The following is a 14,493-nucleotide window of genomic DNA, read 5'->3' as shown; positions in this document are numbered from 1 at the left end:
GGGCGGTCTCTTCATTTTCTGGCAGCTTTAAGCTTTGAGCATTCGGCTTTTAGCTTCTTAGAGCTTACTTTACCAGCGTGCCTATAGCCTCGCCTTTGGCAATTTTCATAAAGTTGCCTTCTTTGTTCATATCAAATACAATAATAGGCAGCTTATTTTCCTGGCAAAGGGTTATGGCGGTCATATCCATTACATTCAGGCCTTTGTCATACACTTCCTGGAAGGTGATCTCGTCGTAACGGGTTGCACTTGGGTCTTTTTCCGGGTCGGCAGTATATATCCCGTCAACGCGGGTACCTTTCAATACCACATCAGCTTTAATTTCAATGGCGCGCAATGAAGCGGCAGTATCAGTAGTAAAGTAAGGGTTACCTGTACCTGCGCCGAAGATCACGATCTTGCCCATCTCCAGGTGGTGCATCGCACGGCGACGGATGTAAGGCTCACAGATCTGTTCCATTTTAATGGCCGATTGCAGACGGGTTTCCACACCAATGCTTTCTAAAGCATTTTGCAGCGCCATACAGTTAATCACCGTCGCAAGCATCCCCATATAATCGGCCTGCGCACGTTCCATACCCGATTTTTCAGCACTTAATCCCCTGAAAATATTACCGCCTCCAACAACTACCGCAATCTCGATACCGGCATCATAAACGTTTTTAATGTCATGAGCGTACTGCAAAACCTGGTTGTTATCAATACCATATTGCCTTGTGCCCATCAGTGATTCGCCCGAAAGTTTCAGTAATATTCTTTTGTATTTCATTTGGTGTGATTTGCTAATAATAGAAATAGATGAAACCTGCTTTTGTTTATATCAAGAATTGATAAAGCTCTGTTCATATGGGAGTAGTTCGCCAAAAATAGCGAATAAATTTCAGTGTTAAAATTTTATGTTGTCTTTGTTAAAAAATCACCCTTTAGTATAGTCCCAAGCACTTCAAAATCAGCATTAAAAATAACGAGATCAGCATCAAAGCCCTTCTCTATTTTACCCTTTTTTGTTTGCGATACCAGCTCGGCGGGATATAATGATGCCATATTCACAGCCTCGGCCATGTCGATACCAACCATTTTAACGCAATTTTCTACCGCTTTAAGCATGGTGAGGCATGAGCCTGATAAAGTGCCATCTGGCATGGTATACCTGTCGCCCCTGAGCTCGTGCTGGTAAGCACCCTCTTTAGTTGAGGTAACCGCATCGGTGATCAGGAAAAGCTTGTCGCCCAATTCGCGTTTAGCCAGGCGGATCATAGCAAAATCAACGTGAATACCGTCGGCTACAATACTGGTATATGGCCTCTCCTCAAAAATTGCAGGGATATAGCCGGGCTCGCGGTGGTGCATAGATGGCATGGCATTAAACAAATGCGTAACTGCCTGTACGGGTTTCTTTAAAAATGATTTGCCTTCGGCATAGGTAGCGTTGCTATGGCCTGATGATATGATGACACCCTGCTCATATAAATAATCAATCACTTCCTGATCCTGCAGTTCGGGGGCAATGGTGATCATTTTGATAACGCCGTCAGCCTTTTCAAGCCAGCCTTTAACTTCAGCCAACGTAGCCTTTTTAATAAATTTTTCGGGGTGTGCGCCTTTTTTGGCAGGATTTAAATACGGCCCTTCCAGGTGCAATCCCCAGAATGCACCCCTGCTTTTTTGGCGATAGATCTTAGCAGCTTCAATGCCCGTTTCCACAATATCATTGGTATTGGTGCCGATGGTGGCAAACACGCCGATGGTTCCCTGATTCAGCAAGTCATTCTCTAACTGTTCCAATGCTTCAACAGTGGGTGTACCGGCAAAAAGCTTGCCGCCGCTGCCGTAGATCTGTAAGTCGATAAACCCAGGGGCAAGATAAGCCCCGTTGAGGTCTTTCTTTTCAGCATCCGTTGGGATAGCGCTTTCGTCAATAATATCGGTGATAGTACCGCTTGAAATTAAAACGGCTTTGCCTTCGGCGATAGTACCGGCAGAGATGAGTTTAAGGTTGTGCAGGGCGAGGAGAGGCATGATTTAATAATTACGTATTCAACCATTATGTCATTGCGAGCGTAGCGTGGCGATCGCGAACTGTGCATGACCACCCTGTATAGTGTGCGATTGCTTCGTCGTCCCTCCTCGCAATGACATGATTTTGAGGGCGAATCAACAGGGCAAAAAAAATCCCCCGATTTTTATCGGGGGATAATATGATTAAGCTCCTAAAGCTACCCGCTTAAATGCGGTTACTGTAAGGCCTTTTTCAACCGAGTCAAGGAATTGTGAAATGCTCTTAGATGAATCTTTCACAAACTCCTGGTTTAACAGGGTTGAGTCTTTGTAGAATTTATTCAGTTTACCGGCAGCAATTTTTTCAACCATTGCTTCTGGTTTACCTTCTGCACGGATCTGCTCTTTAGCAATTTCAAGCTCACGCTCAATTACTGAAGCATCAACGCCATCTTTATCCAAAGCGATAGGGTTCATAGCAGCAATTTGCATAGCTACGTCTTTACCTGCATCTTCTGCACCTGCACCATCAGCGCTTAAAGCTACCAATACACCTAAACGGAAGTTACCGTGGATGTAAGCAACAACTTTTTCGCCGTTAACAACTTCATATTTAGATACGCCGATTTTTTCGCCGATTTTGCCGGTTTTTTCGATGATAGCATCACCAATTTTAACGCGAACAGTTTCAACGTCAATTTCAAGTGCGTAAAGCTCTTCAATTGAAGCTGGTTTAGCCTCAACAGCTTTGTTAGCAATTTCATTTGCAAAAGCGATGAACTCAGCGTTTTTAGCTACGAAGTCAGTTTCGCAGTTAAGCTCGATGATAACACCGGTTTTAAAATCTTCAGAAGTACGTGCAATAACAACACCTTCGTTTGATTCCCTGTCCTGACGGCTTGCTGCAACTTTAGCACCTTTTTTCCTTAAAAAATCGATCGCTGCTTCAAAATCACCGTTAGTTTCGGTTAATGCTTTTTTGCAATCCATCATACCGGCACCGGTTTGCTGGCGCAGTTTGTTTACGTCGGCTGCAGAAATTTGTACTGTAGACATGTTTTTTTGAGTTTTAAGATTTTTTATATCGGGTTACAAGTTACCGCTATGGTATTATGCTACTGTAACCTGCAACTATTTTTAATATTAAAAATCTCCCACCCCTTGCTGAGGTGAGAGAATTAATATATTTTTTGTTGTTCCCTCAAAGGGTTAACAAGGAAGATTATTCTTCTGTTTCAGCAGCCGGAGCTTCAGCTTCGCCTTCAGCAGCTACTTCAGCAACTTTACGGGTTCTTTTACCGCCTTCGTTAACTTCAGGAGCATCAGCTTTAGCTTTTGCAGCTACTGCTTCTTTTTCAGCTTCGTCTTCTTTCTCGCGTTTGCGCTCATCTAAACCTTCTTCGATAGCTTTGATGATGATGCTGGTGATCAAAGAGATTGATTTAGTAGCGTCGTCATTCGCAGGGATCGGGAAGTCGATGTTTGAAGGATCAGAGTTGGTATCAACCATAGCAAATGTAGGGATGTTCAACTTTAATGCTTCTGAAACCGCGATGTGCTCTTTCTTAACGTCGATCAGGAATAATGCAGCCGGTAAACGGTTCAGATCAGAGATACCACCTAAAAGGGTTTCTAATTTGATACGCTCACGCTGAATCATCAGCCGCTCTTTTTTAGAAAGGTTGCTGTAAGTACCGTCTTTAGTCAATTTATCGATGTTTGACATCTTTTTGATCGACTTACGTACGGTTGCAAAGTTAGTTAACATACCACCTAACCAACGCTCGGTGATGTATGGCATGTTTACGCTTTTTGCATAATCAGCAACGATATCTTTCGCTTGTTTCTTTGTAGCTACGAATAATACCTTACGGCCTGATTTTACAATTTGTTTTATAGCTGCAGCAGCTTCTTCAACCTTAGTTAAGGTTTTATTTAAATCGATAATGTGGATACCGTTACGCTCCATGAAAATGTACTGTGACATTTTCGGATCCCATTTGCGGGTAAGGTGACCAAAGTGTACACCAGCGTCCAGTAAATCCTGATAAGTTGTTCTTGCCATTTTGTTGTCCTCCTGTGATTAACGTTTACTGAATTGGAATCTCTTACGTGCTTTCCTGCGACCTGGTTTTTTACGCTCAACCATACGGTCATCGCGGGTCATTAAGCCTTTAGCACGTAATGCCGGTTTCTTTTCAGCATCAAGTTCAACAATAGCTTTAGCGATAGCTAAACGAACAGCTTCTGCCTGTCCCTTTACACCACCACCTGCAACATTAGCTTTAACATCAAATTTTCCGGTGCTACCAGAAACCTCAGTGCTCTGAGTAACGATGTATTGCAATGGCAAAGTAGGGAAATACTCTTTGTAATCTTTACCGTTAACGATGATCGCACCATTTCCTTCTGTAAGGTAGATGCGGGCAACGGCTGTTTTTCTTCTGCCTGAAGTGTTAGTTGTTGGCATTTTTTTTCTCCTTAAAAATTAAAAATTAAATGGCTGTTGGGTTTTGCGCTGCATGAGGATGCTCAGCACCTGCATATACATGCAAATTGCCGAATAATGCTTTACCCAAACGATTTTTAGGTAACATACCACGTACCGCTTTTTCAATGATGCGGGTTGGATGTTTCGCCAATAACTCCTTAGGAGAAATAAAACGCTGACCACCTGGATATCCAGTGTAACGAACATAAACTTTGTCGCTTAGTTTGTTGCCGGTCAGTTTTACCTTGTCTGCGTTGATAACGATCACATTATCACCACAGTCTACGTTTGGGGTGAAATCAGGCTTGGTTTTACCACGGATGATCATTGCGATCTTCGTAGACAAGCGCCCCAAAATCTCGCCTTCGGCGTCAACAACAACCCATTGTTTGTTAACGGTTTTTTTGTTGGCTGAGACAGTTTTGTAACTTAACGTATTCACTTGCTTTAAATTAAATTGTTTAAACGTTTATTATACCCCGTATTTTCGGGACTGCAAAGATAGGGTTAATTACTTTATTAGCAAATAGTTTTTGAGGAAATTTTACTACACATCAAAAGCATTTGTTGTTTAGGCCTTTTTCGGATAGGCTTATGAATCAATAAGAAAAATAGAAGACGCTTTTACCCCTCAATCATCTGTAATCAACGTTACCTGAGCATATTTATATGGATACTTTTTGAGCTTGCCTAATTGATTCTCGGGCACAGCTATCTTACATGCTTTCAATCTTTTCCCTTTCCGGAGTCCAGTCCAGTATATATAGGGCTCTCCTGAAATTCGCGTTCTTAACTGCGTATCAAGAATAATAACAGTATCACCTAAAACAGAGTCGCGTTTAAATGACTTGCAAACGTAAACATCCGCGTAGGACACCGTATCGCCCTTTATGCTCTGTAAAGTTTTATTTAAATAGATTGATAATACCGACGGCCCCATGAGAGAATCAACAATATTGTCATCCGCTTCGGTCATTTCCGAAGTATTTAACACTGCTTTTTGTGGCCAGGGAGCACAGGCGCTTAAAAACAATCCACCAGTTAAAATAGCTAATAGTGATGTCTTTGCGATCAAATTTAACCGCGTCATTATTCCTGCTTTTTATTTAATACCAGGCGCTGCGAAAAGTAACCTTAATATCACAAGAATATGGTGTTCCCGCCGCCTGGCGGGCCGGCCTATCCGTTACAAGTCCTCGCGTTCCCCATTGCAAAGTCCTTTGCACGCTGCTGGCTTTACACTTCCATCCCTAACGCAGCCCATGCACAGGCCCGCAATTACCAACCAAACTGTAAGCAGGACAATCGTTGTCCATGCCCTCCGACAAAAAAATCAACAAAATGAATACTCCATTTGTTAAGGGCTTAATAATCCGCCAGCACTATCAGCTTATCACAAATAGGCGTAATTCTTTCTTTACCATTCAAAAAACCAAGCCCGACTACAAAGGAAAAACCGGCAACTATACCGCCCATTTCCCTGATAAGCTCGCTGGCCGCAGTTACTGTACCACCTGTAGCCAGCAAATCGTCATGAAGTAATATATGTTGACCGGGTTCAAAAGCATCGGTATGCAGCTCGATGGTGGCGGTGCCGTACTCCAGCTTATAAGCTTTTTGTTTTATAGTGAAAGGCAGCTTACCCGCTTTACGCACTGGTACAAACGGCACCCCTAATTTGGTTGCCAGTGTGAGCCCAAACAAGAAGCCCCTGCTTTCGATACCGGCTACCGCGTCAATACGAGTTCCCTGCAATTGTTCAACAAAAGCATCGATGATGCTTTCGCATAATCCGGGGTCTTTCAGTATGGGCGTGATATCTTTAAAAACAATTCCCGGTTTCGGAAAATCGGGAATATCCCTTATGGCTGCTTTAATTTGCTGGGCTATCATTTGAAAACTAAATAAGGTCCAATTTTACGCAAAATTCCGTCATTAAGTATTGCAATATTTTTCAGGTCGTTCAGGGCACTATAGTTACCGTGCTCATCGCGATAAGCTACAATAGCATCCATTTGTTTGTAGCTGAGATAGGGGAAGCGCTTAAGTTCATTAAAGGTAGCCGTATTGATGTTCACCTTAATGATATGTTTGCCATCAACCGCAATACCGGTTTCAATCTGGCCGTACTTTTCCTTATCAATGCCATAAACCTCCTTCAACTGTTCTTTATTGTAAAACCCGCCTATCCGCTCCCGGTAATGGACAATACGCCGGGCAAATGCGGGGCCTATTCCCCTGATCATGGTAAGCCTCGCTGAATCAGCCGTGTTGATCTCTATCACTTCGCCTGGTTTGGCTTTATTTGTGTGATAAGCAGGGCCATCGGGCAGGTTAATATACGGCTCAAGGCGTTTGTACGCCGCCGGGCTGATGCTGTACATTTTTTTTACATCGCCTTTAGTTAAAAACCTCCCGCCCTTTTCTTCATAATGCTTAATTACCTGTGCCTGGTGCTCAGTAAGACCAAGTTTTACCCAACCTGCAAGGGGTAAGTTATTGGGATTAAATTGAAAGAGTGTAGCAGAACGGACATTGCGATTACCCGCAAAAACTTCATCCTTTGCCGGGAGATCGCCCGTTTTATCGGAATCGGTTATCGCTTTATTAAAAGCCTTAAAATTTATTATATTATCTTTGTGGTTTGCCTGAAACATATAGGGGGCCAGCAAAACTATTGCAATTAAAATAATCAACACTACCATTCCGTTCCACTCTTTTTTTGTGACAGACAGGTAGTTTTTAATTTGCGGCCTCATTTATGATATGTTCCAGGCGTTAAATTAAATAAAAATTTAGGATATTTATTTGTTAAAACATACTGCTATAAAAAACAATGAAAGTTATAACCACCGAAGAGTTTGCCAAAGCCACCAAACTGGATAAGTTGAAAATGCCGGGCCTGGCCGCTTTATTGATGGAGCTAATGAAAATAAACCAGGTTAATGACCTGTTTGCCCAGGCACAGCCCAAGCAAGGCCCCGACTTTGTTGATGCCATATTAGAAGGTTGTGGTATTGATGTTGAGTTTGATGAGCGTGAGCTCCGCAACATACCTAAAGACGGAGCCTTTATAGCTATTGCCAATCACCCTTACGGAGGTATTGAGGGTATGGTGTTATTAAAAATCCTGTGCATGGCCCGCCCCGATTCAAAGCTGATGGCCAACTTCCTGCTTAAAAAAATCCCCAACCTTGCCGACTATTTTATAGCGGTAAACCCTTTTGAAAATGTTGAACATTCATCAAGCATAAGCGGCCTAAAAAACACCCTTGAGCTGTTAAACCAAGGCACCCCGATAGGTATTTTCCCGGCCGGCGAGGTATCAACCTTTAAGGTAGAACAAAAACAGGTGACCGACCGTATGTGGCACCCGGTTGTAGGTAAGATCATTGCCAAAGCCAAAGTCCCGGTGGTGCCTATTTATTTCCACGGCAATAATGGCCTGTTATTTAACTTTCTTAGCTTGCTGCACCCTACCCTGCGTACGGCAAAATTACCGTCAGAGTTATTTAACAAACATGGGCATACTATTAAGCTGCGCATTGGGAAACCCATTAATGTGACCGATATCCCCGACTATACCAACAGTGCCAAACTGCTCAACTTTTTACGCGCCCGTACCTATGCTTTAGGCACAGGTTTGGAAGAGGAAAAAAAGATCTTCAACCCGCGAAACCTGTTTAAAATTAAACGCGAAGCCGAAGAGGTTTCTCCTGAAATAGATAGCGCCATTCTTGAGAAAGAAATTGAACCGCTGCGCGAAACCTATAAAGTTTGGACTGAGAAGAACTACGAGGTGTTCATCGTTCCGACGTCAACCATCCCTAATGTGATACGGGAAATAGGCAGGCTACGCGAGATCACTTTCCGCGAGGTTGGTGAAGGTACAAACAAAGCTATCGACCTTGATGAATATGATATTTATTATCATCACCTGTTCATCTGGGATTTTGAAGCCAAACGGATTGTAGGCGCTTACCGCATTGGTTTGGGCGACGAGATATTTTACAGCGTAGGCAAAAAGGGCTTTTACGTAAATGAGCTGTTTAAACTTAAAACCCAGTTTATACCAGTGTTACGCCGCAGCCTTGAACTGGGCCGCTCATGGATCCGCAAAGAATACCAGACTAAACCGCTTCCGCTGTTTTTACTTTGGAAAGGCATCCTTAAATTCCTGATAGATAACCCCAGGTACCGCTACCTGATAGGCCCGGTAAGTATCAGTAACTCCTTTTCTAAGTTTTCCAAATCGCTTATTGTCGATTATATTAACCGCAACCACTTTGACCATGAAATGGCGCAGTATGTTAAACCACGCAAAAAATTCAAGGTTGATTTTGCCAAAATTGATACCGACCTGCTTATGGCCGGTGAAGACAGCTTTAAAGGTCTCGACAACCTGATATCGGAAGTAGAAACCCGCAATATGAAAGTACCTGTACTGCTCCGTCAATACATTGCCCTTAACGCTAAGATCATCAGCTTCAACATCGACCCTAAATTTGCCGACTGCCTTGACGGTTTCCTGGTACTCGATCTTGAAAAAGTACCGCAGGATATACTGGATAAGCTGGGGAAAAATTTATAATATTCAAAAAACACTGAAAAAGGAAACGCCCTGTCGGCTATCGACAGGGCGTTTCCTTTTCAAAATCAAATAGTTTAATTAGCTTTACATTATTGATATACCGTTCCTGTCATTATGATATTAAACGATTTGACAACTTTAATTTTAGGGGCTCCGTTATTAGGAACGACGTCAAATGAAATGCGGAGTACATGATTAGGCATTTTCTGCCCAACAATAAAATTATCATAAGGTAATAAATCAGCACCGTAGTCACATCCCGGGCAAGTATCTTGTGAACGTATAGCAAAAGCATATCCGTTTTGTGAAGTTGGGTAACCCAAATTCAAATAAGGATTAATTCCGTCATACTCGGTCTTTCCTAGAGGCCAGGGTTCATTGTAAGTTGTAGTGTTGTTAGTATCATAAATATTTTCGTAACTAAGGATTTCCTGTTTAATATTAGCAATCGAAGCACCGGTTGAAGTGCCATTGATAATAGTGGGATTCCAAACTATACTATAAGAATTGATATCAAATTTTGCTCCTGCGATAACGGTTCCCCAATCATAGTCAGATTCTATCAATTTTGCTGTCGGTGCTGCCGACAAAGTCATCAAACCCAAAGGACTTTGATATAATGGAACATAACCGGTTGCCGTAGTCTGATTTTGGCTACCAGGTATAACTAAACTGATGTTGGCCAATTGATAGATATCCGTTGATGTTCCTGTAAATGTATAAGACGTATTGGTGGTTAAGTGAACATATTGTCTTGTGCTATCTGCCGTGGTAGCTCCTCCAAATATACCGTTCGAAACATTCTTTACCGATCCGGATAACCCAGATTTAAGCGCATCGGTTAAAGCCGTTTTAAGTACAGACGCTCCAGCGCTAACCGGGCCCAGTTCAACTAAGCTGCCGAGTTGGAATGCGCCATTAATAACTTTATTAAACATATTGGGCGATGGCGGGGCAGGTTGAGCTATTGTGCCTGTTATACTTCCCTGCGAAGTGCCATTAAGCGTAAGGTTACTCACGTTAATCGAGTTAACCTCCCAACTCATCAAATTTGTATTGGCTGGTTTTGTGCCTACCGCAGGATCATAAGCCATCTCAAATTCAGCCGCATACCAGGTACCCGTAGCTGTGGTTTTAAAGGGCTGGGCTAAGGATGTTGTATTGCTAACAACACTTAAATCAGCAGCGTTTAAAGCAGAATAACTAATTAAATGAGCGACAGCACCTGTTGTTCTTTGCACTAAAGTGTGAGTAACGTTGCTGCTTGGAATTGGAGTTGTAGGGCTTAAATAAAAATAAGCCCTTAAAACGCCACGATACCTATTATATAAAACAAAATACAAAGGTGGATTAAGTTGAGTTGTATTAAAGGTGTTATAAACTAATTGCCAGCCATCTGCAGCTTTAATATCAGTGGCGTAAAGCAATGGAAAAGACTGATTTGAACCACTTGCCCAGGGTTTCAAAATTGAAGTTCCGCTTGGTGTTGGCATGTAATCACCTGTCTCCCAGTTAAAACTATAAGGAGTGATAGCACTCACACCTAAAGCTTTATTTGAAGAATTATTATTTGGATTCTTCAAATCTTCCATCATGTTCTTTTTACAACTATTTAATAAGACAATGGCTGTTAAAATCAAAAAATAAATTGGGTTTAATTGTTTTTTCATACAGATTTGTGAATTTTTGGTTTATTATATAATATAAAAATAAGCACCAAATCATAAACCTATATAAGGAATAGATTATACTATTGTTAATTATTTCTCTAAAGACAAATGAAATCAAAAAACGCATCTTATATCCTACCTAAGCAGCCAAAACAAAACTTATTAAATACTAACTCGCCTCAAAATAAAAACGCCCCCGATAATATCGGAGGCGTTTCAAGTTTAATCTTAACTATTATATGTTGTTTTACGATTACCAGCTGTAACGTACTCCAAATTGCATTTGCCAGCGTGAAGCGAACAAATCAACTGAGTATGGTACTCCTGGATCCTTAAATACATATTTAGGATAAGTTGTAGGAGCATTTTCAAATGAAGGAGTTCCACCTTTTGCAGGTGTTAAACCAACACTTGACGTTGAATTATATGTATTGGCTGAGAAATAATATTGTCCCCATTTCTTATTTAACAGGTTGGTCAAATTGATTACGTCATAAGTAAACGTGATCATTTGTTTGTGTTTGCCACCAAATTTAAAGTCTTGAGTAAAGCGGAAATCCAATTGGTTATTCCAAGGTGTAAACGCGGCATTACGCTCGGTAAAGTTACCGCGGCGAGATGACAAATAAGAGTTTTTGTCAATAAATGCATCAAATGCTGCTGCTTGTTGTGCTGCTGTTTGACCACCTACTATATCAGAGAAGAAATTCACTGTTTCGCCATGCTTAGGGATATAAGCTAAGCTAACTTGCTGGCCAGTTCCATCGATAGCACTTGGATAGAAACCATAAGTATATGGATTACCAGATTGTGCGCTAAAGAAAAACGTAAAATTTGCTGTATATTTTTGAGCCGCATCCCAATCATGTTTGAAATTCAAGTTTGATACGATACGGTGGCGGATATCAAAGTTTGAATTGGCTATACCCGGGTTGTTTGGATTTAAAGCCTGGTTTAATTGCCAGTTTGATTCCATTGAGTTACGGATACCATTGGTAACATCTTTTGAGTGACCAAAAGTATAAGCAACAGACACGTTCAAAGCACTGGTTGGGCTAAATTGCGTGTTTTTAGCTATCTGTGCGGTTAAGCTGTAACGGTAGCCTTCGCTTGTATTTGATAATAGGTAAGCATTGGTATATGCCGTATTGATCTTACCTTTATTAAGGGCGGTGGCTGTATTATTAAATATGGGCTGTTGTTTTTGTGTATCGTATACGTAATAAGTTACCTGATCAAGCGTGTTTACCTGTTGAAATTTCAAGTCATGAATAACTTTAGTATAAATACCTTCGCCAGTAAATTTCCACTGATCATCAGTAGTATAATCAACAGCCAAACTGCTTCTCCAAACTTGTGGCATTTTAAAGTTATTGTCGATCATATCAACTTGCGTTGCACCTGAAGCGGAAGTATTTACAGCAGGTATTTGCTTGTTAACATAATTCAATTCGCCATTAGCAGCAGTTTGTACCGGGTTGGTACCTGGTGTTTGGCCTGAAATACCAGAACTTGGAGCTTTTACGTCATAAGCTCCATACGTTCTGCCGTTATTATAAAATGCGTAACCAAACCATGCAAATGGAACACGACCAGTGAAGAAACCACTACCGCCACGTAAAACAACGCTTTGATCGCCGTTTAGGTCATAGTTAAATGATACACGTGGGTTCCACTCTATATTACCCAGATAATTCTGTTTAATATCTTTTGGTTTGGTATAAGTATAAGTGTTACCGTAGTTAGGATCAACCGGTGCGTTGGTTGTTTTATCGCTTAACGGTTGTTTGTTAGGCACACCTGCATAGTCGGCTCGTAAAGCTACCGTTAACTTGAAGTTATCTGTTAACTGAATTTCATCCTGTCCATACAAACTCATTAGGTTAACTTTGAATTGAGCAGAAGGATTAGCCAGGATATAATCGCGGGTATTATTGGTGTAATTAAAGTTGGTACGTACTCGGCTGGGGTTATTGGCGATAAAATCTTCAATACTGCTATAAGCTACCCTACCGTTCCATGAGTTTACGAAATTATAGGTGATATTATAAAACTCGTTGTGTGTACCAAAAGTAAAAGTGTGTTTGCCTTTTGTCCAGGTTAGGTTATCAGTGAACTCAGCTGTTTTCTGGTGCATGTCAAAAATAGCGGCCTCACGGTCAGTACCCATGAAAATAGTTGTACCAGGAGTACGGCCTGTGATTTCGATCTGTGGTAAAGACGGATCTGAATTAGGATCGCGGTAGTCATGTACATTTGAATAACCTAATACCAGGCTATTGCTTAGGCTACTGTTGAACCTTGATTTTAACTCAGCAACAGTTGAAGTTGAGTTATTGTGTGAAGTGTAATCGATACCGCTGAAACGGAAGTTTTGTTGATCGCGCTCTAAGTTAGTAGCTTTTGAGCTGATGGTATTGTTACGGATAGTTAACTGGTTGTGGTCATCGATATTCCAATCCAAACGGTTAAAGAATTTGTTTGAGTTAGAGAAAATCGTGGTATTGTTATATGTACCCGGATCCAAACCGCCTGTAAATGATTTAAAAGCGGTAACCAATTTATCACCATCAGCCTGACTTAGTATATTAGACGCCCCGTTGTGGTCAAGGCCTCTGATAACAGGGTCCTGCCGGCGGGCGATTTCCTCATTGGTAAAGAAGAATAATTTATTTTTAATGATAGGGAAACCTAAACGGATACCGGCCTGGTAATCATGAAAATCATTAAGCTTTGAACCATCACCGCCAGAAGCAGCTGCTGCGTTGTTTGGCCCCACCATGAACGAGCCACGGCCATAACCGTAAACCGCTCCGCTGAAGTTATTGGTACCACTACGGGTTACAGCATTGATACTACCCCCTAATACGTTACCGATTTTAATATCATAAGGGGCAACATACACCTGGATGTCCTGGATAGCATCAAGAGAAATAGGACTTGTACGGGTACTGCTGCCTACCTGGCCTGACGCATTGTTCTGACCACCTAATGATGGGCTGAAACCGATCGCGTCGTTATTGATAGCACCGTCAAGTGTTACGTTGTTATAACGGTAGTTGGTACCCTGGAATGAGTTATTGTTACTTTGAGGGGTATTCCTGGTTAAATCCTGCAAGCTGCGGTTAATTGAGGGAGCAGTACGGATCTGGTTTTGACCAATGCGGGTACTTGCACCTGTTTTAGCCGGACCAGCAGATGCTTTTACTTTAACTTCCTGCAGGGTTGTAGTTGCATCCTGCAATACAAAGTTTAAGGTAGCATTACCTAACTGAAGGGTAAGGTCGCTTTTTTCGTCTTTTTTATAACCGATAAAAGTAGCGGTTACCGTGTAAGGGCCACCCGGGTTAATGTTATTAACCGAGAAACGGCCCTCGCCGTTGGTTTGTGCGCCATACCTGGTACCTGTGCTGGTATTAAGTACAGTAATGGTTACACCCGGAAGAGTGGTACCTTTTTGATCTGTAACTTTACCGGTAAGTACCGAGGTGGTGATCTGAGCGTTTGCAACGCCCCCAACCCCAATAATTATTAGTGTTAAAATAATAAAGTAGAGCTTTTTCATTTGTGAATTTTTATTGCACAAAATTGCCCTACCAATGTTAATTCTACATTAACATCAGATTATTATATTAACAACTACTTAATGATTTCTTCTTTACCTGACACAGACGCCCGAAATCCAATAGAAAAATACTGATTATCAATAAAATACCAAATCTAATGCGCCGAAATATTAAGTT

At 41.6% G+C, this 14,493-nt stretch carries 12 protein-coding genes; 1 reads left to right on the top strand and 11 read right to left on the bottom strand.

Annotated features, from left to right (window positions below; genetic code table 11):
- Positions 1–64: 64 nt before the first annotated feature.
- The 9 genes from pyrH to ACP26M_RS26320 all read right to left on the bottom strand — a co-directional run bounded on the left by pyrH (position 65) and on the right by ACP26M_RS26320 (position 7,248).
- A complete protein-coding gene (gene pyrH / locus ACP26M_RS26360) occupies positions 65–769 on the bottom strand; it encodes a UMP kinase (RefSeq protein WP_426584697.1) in 705 nt (234 codons plus the stop codon).
- Between the two features lie 125 nt (positions 770–894).
- Positions 895–2,019 (bottom strand): N-acetylglucosamine-6-phosphate deacetylase, encoded by a 1,125-nt coding sequence (nagA, locus tag ACP26M_RS26355; RefSeq protein WP_426584695.1) that lies wholly within the window; start codon positions 2,017–2,019, stop codon positions 895–897.
- 183 nt (positions 2,020–2,202) lie between these two features.
- Positions 2,203–3,054: a translation elongation factor Ts gene (gene tsf, locus ACP26M_RS26350; RefSeq protein ID WP_426584693.1), complete on the bottom strand. Its 852-nt coding sequence runs from the start codon at positions 3,052–3,054 to the stop codon at positions 2,203–2,205.
- A gap of 166 nt (positions 3,055–3,220) precedes the next feature.
- Positions 3,221–4,063, bottom strand: a complete 843-nt coding sequence (rpsB, locus tag ACP26M_RS26345) for a 30S ribosomal protein S2 (RefSeq protein WP_090529482.1) — start codon at positions 4,061–4,063, stop codon at positions 3,221–3,223.
- An 18-nt stretch (positions 4,064–4,081) separates the two neighbouring features.
- On the bottom strand, positions 4,082–4,468 hold the full coding sequence (rpsI, locus tag ACP26M_RS26340; protein WP_110587286.1) for a 30S ribosomal protein S9: 387 nt from the start codon (positions 4,466–4,468) through the stop codon (positions 4,082–4,084).
- Positions 4,469–4,493: 25 nt separating this feature from the next.
- Positions 4,494–4,931, bottom strand: a complete 438-nt coding sequence (gene rplM / locus ACP26M_RS26335) for a 50S ribosomal protein L13 (RefSeq protein ID WP_090529488.1) — start codon at positions 4,929–4,931, stop codon at positions 4,494–4,496.
- A 189-nt stretch (positions 4,932–5,120) separates the two neighbouring features.
- A complete protein-coding gene (locus ACP26M_RS26330; protein ID WP_426584689.1) occupies positions 5,121–5,579 on the bottom strand; it encodes a hypothetical protein in 459 nt (152 codons plus the stop codon).
- A 275-nt stretch (positions 5,580–5,854) separates the two neighbouring features.
- The gene (locus ACP26M_RS26325; RefSeq protein ID WP_188834381.1) at positions 5,855–6,382 is read right to left on the bottom strand and encodes an adenine phosphoribosyltransferase; all 528 of its coding nucleotides are present in this window, start codon (positions 6,380–6,382) and stop codon (positions 5,855–5,857) included.
- Positions 6,379–7,248 carry a helix-hairpin-helix domain-containing protein gene (locus ACP26M_RS26320; protein ID WP_188834382.1) on the bottom strand — a complete coding sequence of 290 codons (870 nt, stop codon included), beginning with the start codon at positions 7,246–7,248 and terminating at the stop codon, positions 6,379–6,381. The genes ACP26M_RS26325 and ACP26M_RS26320 overlap by 4 nt, the downstream gene beginning before the upstream one ends.
- 77 nt (positions 7,249–7,325) lie before the next feature.
- Here ACP26M_RS26320 and ACP26M_RS26315 point away from each other — a divergent pair, with 77 nt between their 5' ends.
- Entirely contained in the window at positions 7,326–9,080 is a 1,755-nt protein-coding gene (locus ACP26M_RS26315) for a lysophospholipid acyltransferase family protein (protein ID WP_188834383.1), read from the top strand.
- Positions 9,081–9,169: 89 nt separating this feature from the next.
- Here ACP26M_RS26315 and ACP26M_RS26310 read toward each other — a convergent pair whose 3' ends face one another.
- Both ACP26M_RS26310 and ACP26M_RS26305 read right to left on the bottom strand, forming a co-directional pair.
- Positions 9,170–10,750 (bottom strand): hypothetical protein, encoded by a 1,581-nt coding sequence (locus ACP26M_RS26310; RefSeq protein ID WP_426584686.1) that lies wholly within the window; start codon positions 10,748–10,750, stop codon positions 9,170–9,172.
- 253 nt (positions 10,751–11,003) lie between these two features.
- Complete coding sequence (locus tag ACP26M_RS26305) at positions 11,004–14,315, bottom strand: carboxypeptidase regulatory-like domain-containing protein (RefSeq protein WP_426584684.1); 3,312 nt, start codon at positions 14,313–14,315, stop codon at positions 11,004–11,006.
- Positions 14,316–14,493 lie beyond the last annotated feature (178 nt).

The sequence above is a fragment of the Mucilaginibacter sp. R-33 genome (assembly GCF_049949235.1).
GTDB lineage: Bacteria > Bacteroidota > Bacteroidia > Sphingobacteriales > Sphingobacteriaceae > Mucilaginibacter.
This window is presented reverse-complemented; position numbering and strand designations above follow the sequence as displayed.